The organism is Chryseobacterium sp. MEBOG07 (assembly GCF_021869745.1).
Taxonomy (GTDB): Bacteria; Bacteroidota; Bacteroidia; order Flavobacteriales; family Weeksellaceae; genus Chryseobacterium; species Chryseobacterium viscerum.
The window spans coordinates 733,480-752,928 of sequence record NZ_CP084579.1; the positions used below are offsets into that span (position 1 = coordinate 733,480).

The following is a 19,449-nucleotide window of genomic DNA, read 5'->3' on the forward strand; positions in this document are numbered from 1 at the left end:
GACATTAAGATCATTGACATTAACGGTAAAGACATCACAAAGAGATAACCGAGCACTTTCGAGTGCCGAGTTTATAAAAATATCGATAAATTTTAATTTATCAAAAAATACTGAACTAATATAATTATTAGGAAAGAAATCGTTAAGGGCGTATGGCGGATGCCTAGGCTTTCAGAGGCGACGAAGGACGTGGTAAGCTGCGAAAAGCTGCGGGGATTGGCACACACGAATTGATCCGCAGATGTCCGAATGGGGCAACCCGGCTGGTTGAAGACCAGTCACCTCTTAGGAGGAGCAAACCCGGAGAACTGAAACATCTAAGTACCCGGAGGAAAAGAAATCGAAGAGATTCCGTAAGTAGTGGCGAGCGAAAGCGGATTAGCCCAAAAGCTAATATATGTTTAATAGAATGTTCTGGAAAGAACAGCCGTAGAGGGTGATAGCCCCGTAAATGAAAGGCATATTTGAGTGATAAATGAGTAGGGCGGGACACGTGAAATCCTGTCTGAATATGGGGGACCATCCTCCAAGGCTAAATACTCCTGAAAGACCGATAGTGAACAAGTACTGTGAAGGAAAGGTGAAAAGCACTTCGAATAGAAGGGTGAAATAGAACCTGAAACCGTACGCCTACAAGCGGTCGGAGCACCTATATGGTGTGACGGCGTGCCTTTTGCATAATGAGCCTACGAGTTAATTTTACTAGCGAGGTTAAGGTATTAAGTACCGGAGCCGGAGCGAAAGCGAGTCTGAATAGGGCGTATAGTTAGTAGGATTAGACGCGAAACCTTGTGATCTACCCATGGGCAGGTTGAAGCTCTGGTAACACAGAGTGGAGGACCGAACCGGTTGACGTTGAAAAGTCTTCGGATGACCTGTGGGTAGGGGTGAAAGGCCAATCAAACTGGGAGATAGCTCGTACTCTCCGAAATGCATTTAGGTGCAGCGTCGTATATAAGTTTATTAGAGGTAGAGCTACTGATTGGATGCGGGGGTTTCACCACCTACCAATTCCTGACAAACTCCGAATGCTAATAAATGTTCTACGGCAGTGAGGGCATGGGTGCTAAGGTCCATGTCCGAGAGGGAAAGAACCCAGACCAACAGCTAAGGTCCCAAAATATATGTTAAGTTGAAGCAACGCGGTTGGACTGCATTGACAGCTAGGATGTTGGCTTGGAAGCAGCCATTCATTTAAAGAGTGCGTAACAGCTCACTAGTCGAGCGGTCCGGCATGGATAATAATCGGGCATAAACATATTACCGAAGCTATGGATTTATACCTTAGGGGTATATCTGGTAGGAGAGCATTCTATTTGCGCTGAAGCAGTACTGTGAGGTATTGTGGAGCGGATAGAAAAGAAAATGTAGGCATAAGTAACGATAAAGCGGGCGAGAAACCCGCTCACCGAAAGACTAAGGTTTCCTCAGCCATGCTAATCAGCTGAGGGTTAGTCGGGACCTAACGCGAACCCGAAAGGGGTAGTGGATGGACAATGGGTTAATATTCCCATACTTGCTCACACTAAAAAGGGGACGGAGTGCCGTACTTACTGGAGACTGACGGAATAGTCAAGGCCTAGCCTTCGGGCGAAGCTGCTGTAGGGAAAGTGCTTCCAAGAAAAGCCGAAGTGAAGCAACCCGTACCAAAACCGACACAGGTAGTCGAGGAGAGAATCCTAAGGTGCTAGAGTGAATCATGGTTAAGGAACTAGGCAAAATAGTCTCGTAACTTCGGGAGAAGAGACGCCATCAGCAATGGTGGCCGCAGTAAAGAGGCCCAGGCGACTGTTTATCAAAAACACAGGACTCTGCAAAATCGAAAGATGCAGTATAGGGTCTGACACCTGCCCGGTGCTGGAAGGTTAAGGAAGGTGCTTAGGGTTAAACCGAAGGCATTGACTGAAGCCCCAGTAAACGGCGGCCGTAACTATAACGGTCCTAAGGTAGCGAAATTCCTTGTCGGGTAAGTTCCGACCTGCACGAATGGTGTAACGATCTGGGCACTGTCTCAACCATGAGCTCTGTGAAATTGTAGTCTCGGTGAAGATGCCGAGTACCCGCAATGGGACGAAAAGACCCTGTGAACCTTTACTATAACTTCGTATTGACTTTGAGTAAGTAATGTGTAGGATAGGTGGGAGGCTTTGAAGCTTGCACGCTAGTGTAGGTGGAGCCAACGTTGAAATACCACCCTTTACTTACTTGGAGCCTAACTTCTTAATAGAAGGACATTGCGTGGTGGGTAGTTTGACTGGGGTGGTCGCCTCCAAAAGAGTAACGGAGGCTTTCAAAGGTACCCTCAGCACGCTTGGTAACCGTGCGTAGAGTGTAATGGCATAAGGGTGCTTGACTGTGAGACCAACAAGTCGATCAGGTGCGAAAGCAGGACATAGTGATCCGGTGGTTCCGTATGGAAGGGCCATCGCTCATAGGATAAAAGGTACTCCGGGGATAACAGGCTAGTCTCCCCCAAGAGCTCACATCGACGGGGAGGTTCGGCACCTCGATGTCGGCTCGTCACATCCTGGGGCTGGAGAAGGTCCCAAGGGTTGGGCTGTTCGCCCATTAAAGTGGCACGCGAGCTGGGTTCAGAACGTCGTGAGACAGTTCGGTCTCTATCTATTGCGGGCGTTAGATGTTTGAGAGGGCTTGATTCTAGTACGAGAGGACCGAATTGAACAAACCTCTGGTGTATCAGTTGTACCGCCAGGTGCACTGCTGAGTAGCTACGTTTGGAAGAGATAAGCACTGAAAGCATATAAGTGCGAAACTCGCCTCAAGATGAGACATCTTTTAAGGGTCGTTGGAGATGACGACGTTGATAGGCTATAGGTGTAAAGACAGTAATGTCATAGCCAAGTAGTACTAATTACCCGTAGATTTATAGCCTAATATGGCGCACGGAAGTGCAGCAAGGTTACCTCTTTGTGAAAGTTTTTATCGAAAATAAACCAGGTAGCAGATGTTAGCTATTAGGAAGCAGGGAAAACCTGCCGCCTTTTACCTACGACCTGCAACCTTATATACAACCTTTAGGGTGGTTTTAGCGGTGGGGCTCACCTGTTCCCATTCCGAACACAGAAGTTAAGCCCACCAGCGCCGATGGTACTGCTAACGCGGGAGAGTAGGCCGCCGCCAGTTTTTATTTTATTTTTAAAAAGTCCTTTATCATACGATGAAGGACTTTTTTTGTTATATACATACAGCAAATAAGCAAGCAGATCGTTATTATAATAACATCCAATCCTCCTATTATCTTCTATTCCTAATCACTCCCAATTGCTGGTTACTTATCTTTCAATCTTTAATTGAGGCTTATTATTTATTTTCTTCAGTCAATAGGATTATCCCAATGATAAGTTTTGGCTAAAGCCAGATGGAAATAGCGTTTTTGACCAGAACGGGCTAAAGCCCGCTCCTATTGAATATCATAAATGTAGAATAATCAAAGCTGATCAATTGCAGCCTGAATCTCGAAACCTGAAACTCATCATTCATAACTTATAATTCATAGTTCTCTTCCTTTTAGCCCCGATAGTAATGGTTACCCCGCAGCTTGAGTTGGAGAGTTGGTGGGGTGTAAGTGTAGCAGCGCACTGGCGCGAGGAGTATGAATGAATAGCGGGATGAAGCTCCTGATTTTTCATTTATTGGGATGTAGATTCTTTATGTTATTTAAGCCTTTATGCTGCTTATCATCTATAGAAACTTATTGAGAGGCAAGAAAGATTCAATACCTGCCAGGACCCACCTTATTTTAGCCGAAAGAAATAAAAAAACCGCTTCAATAAAGAAACGGTTCTTATTTATGAAATTTTGAATTACAATCGTATTGAAAAGAAACTTTAATTTGCTCCTACTGTAAAAACTATTTGCGCACTATATGTTGCTGCAGGAATAGTTACGGAAACACCACCTATCTCCAGCTGTACATTCATAGCAGAATAGTTTACACTGTTGCCAAGACCTAATACTCCAGAAAAAGTGATCGTTGAAAGCGTTACAGAGCCGGCTTGCGGTATTTCTATAAAATTGACATTTCCACCGGAAATTGTAGCGGTACAGAGTACACAAAGTCCAGTTATAGCTGTAGTACCACCACTTCTTTTTGCATAAAGCTTCAAAGCACTATTCCAGGAAGTGGGAACATAGTGCATACTGATCTTGGCACCTGCACTGGTAAGGAGATTTAGAAAAGATCCGGGTAAATTACCGGATAATGTTAGTTGGCTTGGATTGTCGTAAGTTCCGGTATAGTTGGTTCCAGCTTCAGTGATTGTAGGGACACTTACCGTCCAGTTAGTTCCTGCAATATTTATGGTTTGCCCCTGAAGATAACTGCTCATTATTAAAGCAATAATGTATAGATATCTTTTTAAGAGTATTTCTCTGAGAAAAGGACTGTTGATGTTCATTTTTCAATTTTATTCTGTGATGGTATAGGTAACTATAATAGATGTATTAGCCTGTGCATCCAAGCTAGAATAAGTATTAGTAGCGAGCGAGAAGGTGAGTGCATGGCCATTATTAGGACCATTACCAGTATATGCACCTCCAATACCACTAATGATTGTAACAGGAGTAGTTGTAAGAATAACCTGGCCTGAAGAAGTACCTAACGTTCCTCCGCCTGCTCCCGAAGCCGCTGCTGCCTGAAGTCTTATATTCACCCCAGGGATAAGTTTATTAATAGATGCCGTAATTCTTCTGGTAGGCCCTGCGGAGGCAATAGCAGAAGTGTAATTGACCCATTTCGATGTATTGGGAGTTGGAACCCCCAAAGCATTTCCAGCCTCAGTAGGCGCTGTAAAATTTAAAATAATATTTCCCGTAGGTTCAATATCCATTAAAGTTACTTTAGGCAATGTAAGAGTAACAGTGGTACTGGCAGTCTGGGAATAGATACAACCGGATGCAATAAAAGATACTATTAATAATATGGGACGGATCAAAATCATCTTTTCTTTTTATTTCATTATATCCTACTTTTAAGGACTCCTGTTGGTATTTTATTTCTATTTGCTGTTTGACAACATTGATGCTCAATTTCTTTGTTTCTGCAGGTTTTAAAGTAAACTGGAACTTGTCTGTTGAAATTTTATAGCGTTTATCAAGACCGTTGCGGTACACTTTTACGATCCAATCTCCTGGTCGGAGATAAGTGAAATCAAAGTCGTCCCCTATGAAGCAGATCTTACGATAGGTCTGGTCATTACTGGTGGCTTCTACAATGATACTCTCTCTTTTCTTTTTTCCCTTTATAGTCTGCAGTTGTTCAATATTCGTTTGATCTTTTTCTCCAGTCTCAAGGAACTGAATATGTCCCTGAACATTAGCGGCAGTTGTTAATCCGAAATTTAAAGTATTTTCTTTATTAATAAGCGAAATTGCCGCTGGAAAAGTTTGAGTCGGAATATCATTGATATCCGTCGTTGATCGGTCTATTTCCAGAAAATAATTGCCCGGGATAACATTTTTAAATAAATAATTGCCTTCTTTATCTGTAATTGACAAATAACTTCCGAGCATCAATCTTATTCCCTCAGTTTTTTTGATACCCAGATTACTGATATTACCCATTAAAGTTACATATTCGGCCGTTTTCTGTACCGGAATATTTGGGCGCCATGTATACCGCATTGAAAATATAAAATCCTTATTTCCTATTTCTCCTCTTTGTAATGAATATCTGCCTGAAAGATCAAGTTCATTTCCCAGGAATAATTGTTGATGGAACAAAAGTTCAAATAAATTCCGGTCTTTGAAATATTCTTCCGGCATATAATTGTTCTGATAAAAAAGGCTTAAGCTGGTCTTGTCAGAAAATTTGCTGAAGATTCTTGCTCCATAATAAAAGTTTTTCTGATTTTCGAGCTGATATCTTGAACTGATGGCATAGCTTCCAAATAGATTAAAAGAAGTTCTTAATTTCTGAAATGAGAGATTGGCAGAATAGAAACTAGAGTTTCCGCTAAATCCAAGAAGGTAATTATCTGTTTTCCCAAACTGCCCGTCAAGATTTATCTGGAATACTCCTATCTGCTGGTTAATACTAATTTTAAAATACCGTTCATAATAATCAAACTGTTTCGGTTCCAAACGATCCTTGTAAGTTTGATAGCCGTTATTAAGGATGATAAAACCACTAGGTATATATTTGTATTGTACCCCATATTGGAAATACTTTCGATATGGTGCTGCCAGTAATAAGGTATCCCGTTGAAAATTTTTGGCGTCCTGCATATAATTAGCAAAAACACTCAACTTTTTAGAAATATTGTAATAAATATTACCGTTAAAAGTATTGGTATTCGTGAAATATCCTGCAAACTCAGGGCTTGCTTTCATATACATTAAGCTTCCATTGAATCTTTCAAAATTAGCTTCGGCCTGAACGATGTAAGCTGTACCATCCGTTTTTTTGGTTGTGCTGTATGCAGCTTCGCCGGAAAGATTAATATTTTTTGTGATTTTAAATTTTCCTTTAGCATAGGGAAGATGAGCGTCAGAGTCTAGCCTTACATCACTGTAATTGATTTCTCCCTTTCTAGGAGTCTTGTAAAGATATCCTACAGAAATTTCAGACTCTTTTCTGATCTTAAACGCTGAATAAAAATTAAACTCATCTTTTATATCCCTGAAAAACCTGGGATGGTTGTAAAAACCACCAAAACTTACTTTATTAAAATCATATCGAACTTCTGCACCACGGCCATATCTTGCAAACTCTGTGAGATATGAAGAAGAATAAGTTTTGTCACCAAGATGAACCGAAAATTTATCCCGTTTATAATTCACAAAATACTCCTCATATTGGGTAAATGTATTAAGCTCTATAGGATTGTGCGTGACAGCACGAAATTCAATCTGGTTTTTATTGTCTTTATCAAGTGTTCCCTTACCGTAGATTTCTCCCTGAAAGCCATCATTATACATTCCCATATTCTGCATTCCAATGAAAGATAATGAAACGGAAACGGGAAGCCTGTGGTAAATGTCGTTTTCAGATGGTTTTACTGATATCACCTGAGTGCTTATATAGACACTCTGATTGTCTTTGAAATTACCTTTTGAATAAACCGAAAGATTAAGATTCTGAAATTCGTTTTGAGAAAGTTCAGGATTTGTTACTTTATGAATGGTCATGATTTTTGAATCATTGGGGGCCAATACTAATGATGATTCATTATCAACAATGGCATTTTTACTTTCCAAAATAATATCTTCTGTTACATTGCCATTGTTTTTTAAAAGAAAAGAAGCGCGGATAGTTTCTCCAGCCCTTACAAACTCTGGTGAACTCAAAACTGTGACAGATATATTCCGGTTTCCGGAAACAGTGATTTTTGAAGTTTTTGCAAAGGATATTGCATTATTTCTGTCTGTAATATTCAATGTTACAGAATAGATACCCTGGCCAGTTTCTGTTGCAATACGCAGAGGAACCAGATAGACTGATGTTTCGTGAGGAGCAATTTGAAGTTCTCCTTTTACTAATATCGGGATAATATGTGAACTTGAGGTACCCACAGAAATATCATATGTCCTGTTTTCAGCTGAATTATTTTCTAATGTGAATGGGATAGAAGTAGACATTCCCGGTAATAAACTATCTTTTTTACTCATCAATCGGTTAGATTGCTGTTGAGAAAAAATAAATACCGGGAATAATGATATAATAATAAATAAAGTCCAAGTTCTAATCATTTTTTACTTCTAATTCCACATTGAGTGCAAATGCATTCTCCTCTTCATCAGTTGCTATAATTGCAGCTTTATATTTTTCTGGAGGTACTTTACTGATATCAATGTAAAATGTTTTGGACGTATTGGGTAGAAGTCCCATCGTTAAACTTGAATACGTACCTAATTTTTCCCCCGTCTTACGATTATAGATTTCAATAGCCGTTGTTGGTTTACAATAAAGATTGCCATTGTTCGCTATGGCCACCATTACAGTCTGCTTTCCCTCTTGTTTTTCTACTTTTACGCTTTCAAACTTAAGGATTGGATTGGCTTTTTCTGTTTCAGAATCTGTAATGATCTGGATAGCATATCGTATAACAGAAGTAATGTTTACTCCTGCTTTATTGTCACTAGGTTTTATGTCCTCCACCGGTTCTACAATGATGACACTCCAATAGCTTCCGGGATCGATGGCTTGATTGGGAACCGTAATTTCATAAAATACCTCTGTTTTCTCTTTACCTTTAAGAGTGATCAGGTTGGTATTAAGTTTTATCCATTCTCCATTGGAGCGTTTGTTGGTATGCAGTGTTGTGTAATTGATGGTTCCGTCAGCCTGGTAGGTAAAGTCCTGTAAAAACAATTTTACACTTTGAGGATTTTTGCTTGTATTTTCAATGGCAACTTTTCCTTTGTAGACCTTTCCGTTTTCAATTTTGTAAGAATGCGTAAGCCCGTTGAGAATCACAATACCGGCATGTAAAAAGCTGAACTGCAACATCAGGGTGATCAAAAGAAGAATACGCTTTATCATCATCATTATTTAAAGTTTGGAGTTAATCATTAATAATACAAAACCAGGAAGAAACTGAATGTCAGCTTCTTCTTGTTTTCGAATGCAGAAAAGAATTTTATTTAAATTCTAATTGTCTGATATTGTATACGTAACGGTAGCTACTACAGTGGCTGTTGCCTGTAAGTCTGCATAAGCTGCCACCCCTCCAGGGCCGCTTCCTGCAGCAAGAGCATACGTAAGATTGTGGCCGTTATTAGCTCCATTTCCTGTATAAGCACTTCCAATTCCAGAAATAATAGTCTGGCCGGCAGCACTTAAAGTCAATAGACCTGCGGATGTTCCTAATGTACCAGCTCCGGCTCCGGTAGCTGCAGCAGCAGTTACATGAAGATCAACTCCAGGGATGATAGCATTCATGCTTACACTTACATTACGGGTAGGATCTGCAACAGATTTGATAGAAGAATAATTAAGCCATAAAGTAGTGTTGGCCGTAGCTGGAATAATAGGATTCCCTGCTTCTGTAGGCGCTGTAAATCCAAGAGTAATATTTTTCGTGGCAGCTGGTTCAATATCTACCAAAGCAACTTCAGGAATAGAAATTGTGACGGTATGGCCATCCGAATTGGTATCCTGCGCGCTCAGATTTCCAGACAGGGCAAACGCAAATAAAGACATTGCAATAGTTAAATTTAATTTTTTCATGATACTGATAATTAGTTAAGTGAATATAACGAAATTCAGTATACTTTGAAAAAAAAATACAATAATTTTCATATTGATGCTTATTTGCATTATGTAATGCATTATAATTGAAAGATGCTTTAAAGATAACTCAAAAAAAGACCTGTACGTTTTGGTACAGGTTTTTGTAGATATTTGAATCATTTTTTTATGCCCAATGCGGATCAGATACAGAAACTTTTCCGGTCTCTATTCTTCCCGCAAAATGCCATAGATGATCGTTTAGCGTTAATTTCAAATCATACCAGCCTTTATTTTTATCAAGATCGATACTGATTTTTTCTTCCGGTTTTTGTACAGAAATTGTTTTTTTATTTTTTCCGTACAGATCTTCCATGCTTATGGAAATATTTTTGCTTTTGTGGTTTCTGATGATCAGTTCAATCTGATTTTTTGAAGTCATATTCACCAAAACTATCTCTAATTCTGGAATATTGCTTCCCTTAAACTTCCTGAAAAAGCCATTGGGACCGAAAACTTCATACTCATATGCTCCGGAATGTACAGCATGGGACAATTCCTGCTTTGCATATAATGCATATGAAAAATGATAATGAGTACTGTTGAATTGAGTTTTGTCGTAGACAAGCAAAGGAACTCCATTCTCTTTTAAATTGCTCATTTTTATATTCCCGGCTTCCAGATTGACATGAAAATGATAAGGCAGCGGATTAGATGGTTTCAGCCCTCTTTCCTGAATTTCAAGTAAATTATTATTAAGCTCACTTTCAGAATACCATTTCAAGTTGGGAACAGGTTTGTTTTTGGCTGCATTGATGGTTTTGGTATACTCTTTCTGATCCAGATAATTCATCTGTGGAGCTTTTACACTGGAAGAATTGAAGGCAGAGGTAAGATCTCCACATATTGCCCTTCTCCAGTCACTGATATTGTCAACATGAACATTCTTACTGAATTTTTTCATGATGAATTTCTCCAGAAACTGCAGCACAGAAGTGTGATCTGACACTTCAGAATTGACAAAACCTCCTTTTGTCCATGGTGAAGCGATGATCATGGGAACTCTATACCCAAGACCTACGGTTCCTTCAATTTTTTCATAATTTTTTAATGAAGGATTTGACATATATTCCTGGGATTGATCTACATATTCTACCCCTTCTTTTCCGTTCATATCCACAGGCTGGCTTGGATTCACCGGTGGTGCAAAAGGAAGAACGTGATCAAAATATCCGTCATTTTCATCATAATTGATGATAAATATTGTTTTTTTCCATGTTTCAGGATCTTTGGTAAGAATATTCAACACCTCAGAAATATACCATGCACCATACCATGGCGATCCCGGGTGATCAGAGAAATGTTCGGGAGCTACCAGCCAGGAAACCAGTGGAAGTTTTTTCTCTTCCACATCTTTACGGAACTGGAACAATACATCTCCTTCCGGAACAACCAGTCTTTCTCCGTTTTCATCCTTTCCGATTTCCAGATTCCAGTAATCAGGATCATTTACATTGGTAGTGAAAGCTTTTTCATGAAGGTTTTTTTCCTCTTTTGAAAGCTTTGAATAATTATCCGGATGGTATTTTACCTGATCTTCCTGAACTTCAGCTATCATGGCTTCCAGTCTTTCTTTCTGCTTAGGATTTTTTTCAATTTCCTGTTTCAGATAGGCTATGATATTAGGGATATTCTGATAATATCCTTTTGAAAACTTCACGTTGAATTTTGAAAACCATTCAATAGGATTATCAGTAAAATTACTTAGCCAGGCTTCCTGCTCTCCGGACATTCCTTTTGGAAGGCTTATTTCATTCTGATAAATTCTCCACGAAACATTTTGCTGTTCTAAAATCTCCGGGAAACTTTTCCATTTTGCCTGTTTCGCTTTATCATAATCAATATTTTCATTAACAACATTAGCTTTTACTTTTCCGTTTTGCTGCTCTCTTAATGTTCCGGACCAAAGGAACAATCTGTTCGGAGTAGTTCCGGTAAGAGATGAGCAGAAATACTGATCGAATATGGTAAATGCATCTGCCAGCTGATAATAGAACGGAAGATCTTCACGGTTGTAATACCCTAATGTCAGCGGAATATTTTTATAATCTTTATTTCCTGAGGCTTTAGCCTGAAGCCACTGGTCATATTTTCCTTTGTTCAGAGCTTTTTGCTGATCTGCCCATGAGTGGGGCAGTGAACTCATCCATGTTGATTTTGTATTTCTTAGATCCAGACGGGCAGGAGATGCATATTTTCCTTCGTCATTCTTTTGAAAGAAAACGGAATGTCCATCCTGCTTTATAAAAGCTCTTTTATCCAGGAAACCCCTTACTCCTTTGAGTGCCCCAAAAGCATGGTCAAATGAGCGGTTCTCCTGCATCAGGATTACGACATGTTCTGCATCAAAAAATGTAGACTGGGCAGCCGGATCAATGGCTAAAGCTTTTAAAATGGAAGGATGAAGAACACTTGAAGTTCCCAATCCTGCTAATAAAAGACTTGATTTTTCTAAAAATTCTCTTCTGTTCATATTCAATCGTAATAAGAAAGAAACCGCAAGTTAATAGGATTTTCCTGCGGTTTCTTTGTTTTATATAAAATTAATCAGATTTCTATTGTAACCACCAAGGTTTAGAGTTAATATTATCATTTCCTCCATATTGAGCGGCTACTGCAGCTTTTAAATTATTGCTGTTATAGTTGTATTCAGACTGTGGATATCTGAATCTGAACGGTGCAGCAACACCATCTTTCAGAGGATAGTTTGGATATCCGGTTCTTAAATAGTCAAAATAAGAAGTCCATTGTGCCTGATGGAACATCGTCATGTATTTTTGGGTCATGATTTTTTCCACCTGTGTCTGTAAAGGATCAGCATTATTATAAACGACCAATGGCGTTGCCAGGTATTGGTTTACATCAAAACCTGAGAAATATTGTCCCGGATTTTTTACATATGTCTGATAAAAACTGAAACTTGCTTTGATGGCATTATCATAATGTGTTTTTGCAGATCCGGAAATCCAGCCTCTGGCAGTAGCTTCTGCCAGAATAAACTCTAATTCAGAATAGCTCAGCACTGAAGCCGGCTCATTGGTTGGATCTTTATAAAAACGGTCGTTCACTTTAGAAATGTTTTTTGCCGTGATCAGAGCAGCATTGTCAGAATAAGGAGAAGTAGGATTTCCTCCGTTATAAGCTGTATAATCTGTGATGGCTTTTCCGGCTTCTTTAGCTCCGGTAGTCTGTGCTGCAAATGTAAACAGACGTGGGTCTTGTCTGCTTTTGAACATATTGATGAAATAATCTGCCATATACAAACTGGAACCATATCCGCTGTTGTTAAACATTGTATATCTGCTGTCTGCAGCATCTGCAAACTTCAGCTCCCCGTTATCAGCAATGGAAGTCATCAGAGACTGGCTTCCTGCAATAGAAGCAAATTCTGTAGCAATATTATAACTTCCTACCGTAGTTTTTTTTGATAGAGTGATCAGAACTTTCAGACGGAATGAGTTGATGAGTTTCTTCCATTTTAAAGCATCTCCATTATAAACAATATCACCTTCAATTTTGTCATTGGTATTGATAAGATCATTCGCTTCTTTCAATTCTGATAAAATTCCGGACATAATGGCTTCCTGAGTATCATATTTAGGTTGTGTAATTCCGGATTCTCCTTTTGCAGCCTCAGAATACGGAGCACTTCCTACTTTTAAGCTGATATTGAAGAAATGATAAGCTCTCAAAAATTTTCCGATGGCCAGATAATTTTTATTTCCCCTTTTTTCAGCTTCCTGCATCATTTTTCCTGTATTCAGAAGCCCTTTTGTATAGACTTCAAAGGACAAATCATTCCACTTCATATACTGGTATGAATTTTCGCCATCTGTACCAATCATCATTCTTGAGGCATACATATTATCTCCGTCTACCTGGAAGGTATATTTTTCCACATAGGTCAGAAGAAATTTAGGATCAATGCTGGCCTGATCATTAGGGTTTTCATTAATGGTCTCGAGATTAGATTCGCATGAAGCCAATGTCAGAAGTCCTGCAGCAAATATACTCTTCATTAATCCTTTTGCTGTTTTGCCTTTTAGCCCTTTCACTATATTGATATTATTTTTCATTGTTGACGTACTTTTTAGTTAAAACTTAAGATTAAATCCGATTCCGAACCATCTGCTGGATGGATCCTGAATATCATTACTGACATCCTCTTTTCTCCCTGTTCTGATTTGGAAATCAGGATCTGAGTAAAGATTCTTCGATTTTTTCCACATCGCTAAGTTATAGGCCGAAATATTGGCAGTGAAACCTTTTATTATTCCTTTCGGATTCAGCAGGGAAGAGAAGTCATATTCTAATACTACAGATCTTAGCTTCACAAAGGTTCTGTCAAAAACATTGGCGAACTCTTCACTTTCATCCTGTGTTACCCTTGCCTGGTATGGATAATTCTGTGCCCAATCCTGGAAGCTTATCGCTTTCGTATGCGGAGTATAAAGACCGGTTGTTGGATTAAAATTAACCCCATCCGGTACAAAATAATAAGATCCCGGATTTGCATATTCAAGATCTCTGTACGCTACAGAATTAGGATGTTTTCCTCCCCACCACATTTTTTCCACTACCTGAGACCTCATCACACCACCGATGCTTCCATCGATTCCGATATTTAAAGTGAATTTTTTGTATTTGAAAGTGTTGTTGAAACCAAAGGTCCAGTCTGGATTGAAATGCCCCAGGTTGCTTGGTGCATTGGCTCTTGTCGGCATTCCTGTATTAGCATCAAGAATGACTTTTCCGTCCGGAGATTTCTGCCATGTGTAGTCATAATAGCTGTCCATTCTTTCACCTAACTTGATGTTTTTATAGTTCGGCATATTGTCATAGATGGAAGTCAGCTTTTGTTCATAAGTACTCCAGTTGATTAAAGTTTTCCAGCTGAAATCAGCTGTTTTTATAGGAACCAACCCAAGGGAAACTTCAAAACCTTTTGTGGTATATTCATTCCCGTTTACATATTGAGACGTGAATCCTGATGATTCAGCAGCCGGGAACTCTAAAATATTGTTATAATCTAATGTTCTGAAATACGTTGCATCTAAGGTAATTCTGTTGTTCAGGAAACCTGCGCTTAACCCTAATTCATAAGACTTTGTCTGTTCAGGCTTCAAAGAGTTTTCTATATTCAGAGTCGTTGGGTAATAAGAAGTAGGATTTCCGTTGAATGTAATTCCTTGATTATTCAGATAATAATTTTTGATAGAATAAGGCTGGAAGTCATAGGCAACTTTCGCCCATGAAGCGGAAACCTTCAACATATTGATAGACTCCGGCAGTTTTACCAGGTTTGAAATAACGGCACTGATGGATGCAGAAGGGTAGAAATAAGATCTGTTGGCCTTAGGCAGAGTAGAAGACCAGTCGTTACGTCCTGAAATATTGATGAAGAATGCATTGTACAATCCGATATCAATCGTGGAATAAGCACTATAAATCAACTTTTCCTTCAGATAGGCATAATTTTTCAGCGCTCCGATAGAGTTTTCAAATGTGTACACTTCAGGAACTTTTAATCCGTCCGTAGATCTTTCGTTGTTATTGTTTTTATAATAGAAAGCTGAACCTCCGGCATTGATGGTAAAATCAAAGTTTTCAGATATTTTTTTCTTGTAAGTGGCCAGTACATCATAGTTCAGGTTCCATGTTTTATTATCTTTCAGAATATACCCTCCACTTCTTGGTGCACTGTAATTGAAATAAGAATAAGGGCTTAATATTTCCGTTTTGCTATGATTTTCCACAAGAGATATTCTACCTTTTACCGAAAGATCCTGGGTAGCCTTATATTCTAAAGCGGTCTGAGCATTGATGATGTTGGTTCTGTTCTGGTTTTTATAATATTCAGCTCCAAACCATGGGTTATTGTACCAGGCATAGTTCCAGTTGGCTTGTGCCGTTCCTTCCCTTCCCGGAATCCACATGTGATTTTTCAGAGCTCTCCCATCTACATCACCTCCCATCCAGATCAGGATCGTGTACATGTGCCCGCTTGGGTTGTAATCGTAGTTGGGAACATTAGGCGTAACAGCCTGGTTGAAATTGAATTTCGTGTTGAAGATTAATTTATCTCCGAGGTGGTTTTCAGATGAAAAGTTGATTCCATATTTTTGAAGATAAGAATTTGGAACCCTGTCATCATAATTCATGAAGTTTCCTGAAAACCTGTATATATCTTTATTATCTCTATAGCTGATGGCGAAATTATTGTTGTTAATTACCGCAGGCTTTAAGAAAGTACTTAAGTTATCGTGGTATTTCCAGTCGATCGGAACTCTTTCATATCTTGATTTATCATCATATTGAGTTCCTGTCACTGCTCCGTACCATGGAACTACTTGTCCCGTTACTTTATCTCTAATGGGGCTGTTCCACTGGGCAATCTGTAAACCCGGAACAAATTTTGGCCCCCAGATCATATCTCCATCATTCACCCCGCCATCAGCTCCGTCCCAGAATTCATATTTTCCGTGAGAACCGTTACCGTATTCTGTCTGGGTTTTGGGAAGATTGGTAAATCCTCCTGTAATCATGGTATTCTGAGAAAATTCTACAGAGAATCCTTTCTTCTTAGCTGTCTTTGTCGTAATCAAAACAGCTCCATAACGACCTCTTGAACCGTATAGTGCAGAAGCGGTAGCTCCTTTCAGTACGTTGATATTTTCAATATTGTTAGGATCTAGATTCTGGAAAACTTCTCTTTCCACAATTACCCCATCAATAACAAAAACCAAGTTGGAGTTTCCTCTTAAAGTAAACTGAGGCGCCTGCTGCATTCCGGTTGGATTGGAAACATTCAGACCGGCTACCTGCCCTGAGAATAAATTACCAATACTTGGAGTGGTGATGGTCTCAAACTGTTTCGTTCCCACTTCCTGAGTAGAATACCCAATCTTTTCTTTCTTCTTGGCAATACCTAAGGCGGTAATCACAACCCCTTCAATCTGTTTTTCGTTCGGCTTTTTTAAAACAACAGAATACTGTTTTTTGGAAGAAACCTCAACGGTATAAACAGAAAAATCAGGAGCAAAAAACTCAAGAATGTCTTTAGGGTTTGCAGAAATGGTGAAATTACCATTTTGATCTGTAGTAGCAGTCTTTCCTGTGTTTTTGTCGGTGATGTTCACACCGGAAACACTAGAACCGTTTTCTGATTTTACATTTCCGGAGATATTGATTTCCTGAGCGGAAAAATAAAGGGGAAGTAAAAAAACGGCAAAAGTAGCTAGAGTCTTCTTCATTTTTTTGAAGACAAATTTAGCGGAGCACTGTTACCTGTATTTTAATGAAGTATTAAAATAAAAATACGATTTTAATATTTTTTAACAGAAAGAATTAATAGAATGGTAAAACCAAAATAGTCTTTTGTATAAGGACTTTTGCTTTATTGTATTATAAATAATAATAGGATAGGAAGCTGAAATAGCGGGACAAAATTTGCTGTATTTCTAGAACCTGCTCAGAATCCCCCAGTGAATTTTGATATCATTAAACTTAAAAGGATTTCCGAACTCGTTACCATTAGACAGCTGGAAACTCATCAGACCGATAGGAATGAAGAAATTAAAACCAAGCCCCACACTGTAGAGTTTAGGCTTTACTTTCAGCGATTTATTATTGAGCTGTCCGTATTGCCCAAAGAGGTCGAAAAAGGCCTGATTACCGATCAGATACCGGTATTCCAAACCTCCATAGTAATAAAAATCGGCGGCGAGAGAGTTCTCATTGAATCCCCGCATGGAGTTCCAGCCCCCGAAACGGTATAATTCGTTGGCAGAGAATTCTATTTTAGAATCCATCATGGCGCCTTCCGCCTTAATGTTCAGGAAGTGGTTCCCCGAAATATGGTAATTATGTTCCCCAAAGAAATAAAACTGGTTTTGGGTAGCTTTGATGTTATTTTTAGAATAGGTTGTTGTTAAAAAGTCATATCCCGCATTGATCCTTGTTTTATAAAGGAAAAGGTCAATATCGGTAGGCTCGGTCATTTCAAACCATATCCCGATCCCATTTTTGGTATAATCTTTTCCCTGAACGTACAGAGTGTCAATAATGGTTGAGCTTTCCAAAGTTGCCCTTAAACCGATTTTATTTCGGTTGTTGATATGGTAATAAAAGGCCGGAAGGAATTTTACGTTGGCAAATGTAGAATCCTGTCGGTAGATATTTACTTTTGCATTCATGCCGACATTTGATTTGAACAGGTATGGAATATCTACCTGGAGATCAAAATTCTGTCCTTTATCAGGGTTTCTCTGCCAGTATAAATTGACGGTTTCAAAACCGTTGAACATATTCCTGAAATTCACATTCATCGTACCGTTTAACGTAAACTTAGAGCTTTTGTCGTTCCCGAAACCAATTACCCCATCAAAGGTATTGGTCTTTTTCTTTTCCAGAAACAGGTAAATACTCGTAGAATCTTTTGTGAATAAGGTTTGTGGCTGCCGTTCAAGAGTCAGGAAGGGATGGCTCTGAAAAGTTTTATTGATGGCCAGAAGGTTTTTGTCATCGTAATTTTTACCTTTAAATTCCTTTTCCAGGTTTTTGATGAATCTTCTGGGAACTTTTTCATATCCTTTAACGACAAAATTATTGATCGTTCTTTTATCATTCTTGTTGATGTCAAGTTCTACGATTGGATAACCGTTTTTCTGACCTTTAAATTTAGATTTTATTCTGCTGAAAGAATACCCGTCATCTATATAAGTTTTGTTGATGCTTTTCTTGGTGGAATCTAAATTTTTAGTAAAAAAATCTTTCTGAATCTTTAGCTTCTGAACAAGAGAATCGGTAAGGCTGACATAAGTTTGATTAAAATTCTTCCCTTTATCATAGAAAATTTCGGTGCTGTCGCCTTTTATTTTTACATCTTTCAGTTTGGTAAAGAAATAATTATTCTGGGCCAATGAGTCCAAGAACTTTACGGCAGAAGTGGAATCCTTCACTTTTTTTCTGATCTTGGTTTCTGTATCAATCAGCCAATACTGCTTCTTCTGCGCTTGTGTAAAAACGCAGAACAGTACAAAAAATATTTTCAGAAACAGTTTCAATCCAAATGTATCTACACCATAGACAAGTGACGAAATTAAGTGTAATGATAAGATAAAACTTAAAGCAAAGCTTGCCTTACTCATTCTTTACCACTTAATACTTCTTAATGGCTTACAAATTATATTATTAATTAGCTTTCTATACAACTGAAACTAGTCCAGTTTATTATACTTCTTCATCAAATTTTCATAAGTTCCCTGTGGAAGAATCCATTTCAACGGAACTCCGATTTTCTGCCCGAATTTACCAAAATAATAATGAGCTTTCCATTTATTTTTTGCTAAAAGTTTTTCAATGTATTCTGCCACTTCCAAAGGCTCAGTTCCATCATTTACATGGGAATTCATCAGCGCATAAACTTTGTCAAAAACATTTTTATACGGTTGTGAAACCTGTGCTATAACCCTGTTTTCTGCAATATTGGTTTTGATATCTCCCAGATGCAGTGAGCATACCTCAATATTCCATGGATATACTTCATACCTCATCGCTTCCGTTACTTTATCCAGAGCAGACTTTGAAGCAGAATAAAATCCACGGAAAGGCAGACCCATTTCACTTCCAATACTGGATACATTGATGATTTTTCCAAATTTATGTTCACGCATTTTCGGAAGAACAGCGCTCATCATTTGTACAGGTCCGGCAAGATTCAGACTGAAAAGTTTTAAAATATCTTCTTTGCTGGAATCTTCCACAGCACCTACCATTCCCATTCCGGCATTATTGATCAGAACATCAATTCTGGTTTCTGTTTTTAAAACCTCAGCAATAGCATTCTGAACAGCAGTGTTATCGGTAACATCAGTAGGGATAGACCTGAAGTATTGGCTTTCTGTGTGTTTTCGGCTTAATCCGTATACTTTATGCCCTTTTTTTCCAAAATATTCGGCCAATGCAAACCCGATTCCTGATGAGGTTCCTGTAATGATGATGGTCATTGAATTCGTATGATTTTTATTGTTTTTATTTTTCTTCTGACATCCATCAGATCATTTTCAGATCTGTGTTCAAAAGTAAAATCTATTTTCAGCAAATGTAAAAAAAGAAATAGGAACTCTGCCACTTATTATTTCTGAAATGGCTTAAATGCTTGTTTTGATATTTTTTTCAAGGGATGATAAACTTAAAAT

10 protein-coding genes and 2 rRNA genes are annotated in these 19,449 nt (G+C 38.6%); 2 read left to right on the forward strand and 10 right to left on the reverse strand.

Features of this window, described 5'->3' with window-relative positions; genetic code table 11:
* The first annotated feature begins 132 nt into the window (after positions 1-132).
* Both LF886_RS03395 and rrf read left to right on the forward strand, forming a co-directional pair.
* Positions 133-2,892 (forward strand): 23S ribosomal RNA (locus LF886_RS03395).
* Positions 2,893-3,036: 144 nt separating this feature from the next.
* Positions 3,037-3,144, forward strand: a 5S ribosomal RNA gene (rrf, locus tag LF886_RS03400).
* 704 nt (positions 3,145-3,848) lie between these two features.
* Here the strand turns inward: rrf and LF886_RS03405 are convergent.
* From LF886_RS03405 to LF886_RS03450, 10 genes are all read right to left on the reverse strand, one after another.
* The gene (locus LF886_RS03405; protein ID WP_236852725.1) at positions 3,849-4,418 is read right to left on the reverse strand and encodes a hypothetical protein; all 570 of its coding nucleotides are present in this window, start codon (positions 4,416-4,418) and stop codon (positions 3,849-3,851) included.
* A gap of 9 nt (positions 4,419-4,427) precedes the next feature.
* A complete protein-coding gene (locus tag LF886_RS03410; RefSeq protein ID WP_236852726.1) occupies positions 4,428-4,850 on the reverse strand; it encodes a hypothetical protein in 423 nt (140 codons plus the stop codon).
* A gap of 10 nt (positions 4,851-4,860) precedes the next feature.
* Positions 4,861-7,710 (reverse strand): hypothetical protein, encoded by a 2,850-nt coding sequence (locus LF886_RS03415; RefSeq protein ID WP_236852727.1) that lies wholly within the window; start codon positions 7,708-7,710, stop codon positions 4,861-4,863.
* On the reverse strand, positions 7,703-8,509 hold the full coding sequence (locus LF886_RS03420; RefSeq protein WP_236852728.1) for a WxL protein host-binding domain-containing protein: 807 nt from the start codon (positions 8,507-8,509) through the stop codon (positions 7,703-7,705). Before LF886_RS03420 ends, LF886_RS03415 begins: the two co-directional genes overlap by 8 nt.
* Before the next feature lie 102 nt (positions 8,510-8,611).
* Positions 8,612-9,190 (reverse strand): hypothetical protein, encoded by a 579-nt coding sequence (locus LF886_RS03425; protein ID WP_236852729.1) that lies wholly within the window; start codon positions 9,188-9,190, stop codon positions 8,612-8,614.
* Between the two features lie 187 nt (positions 9,191-9,377).
* The gene (locus LF886_RS03430; RefSeq protein ID WP_236852730.1) at positions 9,378-11,723 is read right to left on the reverse strand and encodes a phosphocholine-specific phospholipase C; all 2,346 of its coding nucleotides are present in this window, start codon (positions 11,721-11,723) and stop codon (positions 9,378-9,380) included.
* A gap of 82 nt (positions 11,724-11,805) precedes the next feature.
* Positions 11,806-13,326: a SusD/RagB family nutrient-binding outer membrane lipoprotein gene (locus LF886_RS03435; protein ID WP_236852731.1), complete on the reverse strand. Its 1,521-nt coding sequence runs from the start codon at positions 13,324-13,326 to the stop codon at positions 11,806-11,808.
* A gap of 18 nt (positions 13,327-13,344) precedes the next feature.
* Positions 13,345-16,503, reverse strand: coding sequence for a SusC/RagA family TonB-linked outer membrane protein (locus tag LF886_RS03440; RefSeq protein WP_236852732.1), 3,159 nt, complete (start codon positions 16,501-16,503; stop codon positions 13,345-13,347).
* 207 nt (positions 16,504-16,710) lie between these two features.
* Positions 16,711-18,399, reverse strand: coding sequence for a hypothetical protein (locus tag LF886_RS03445; RefSeq protein WP_236852733.1), 1,689 nt, complete (start codon positions 18,397-18,399; stop codon positions 16,711-16,713).
* A 69-nt stretch (positions 18,400-18,468) separates the two neighbouring features.
* Complete coding sequence (locus tag LF886_RS03450) at positions 18,469-19,257, reverse strand: SDR family oxidoreductase (RefSeq protein ID WP_236852734.1); 789 nt, start codon at positions 19,255-19,257, stop codon at positions 18,469-18,471.
* Positions 19,258-19,449 lie beyond the last annotated feature (192 nt).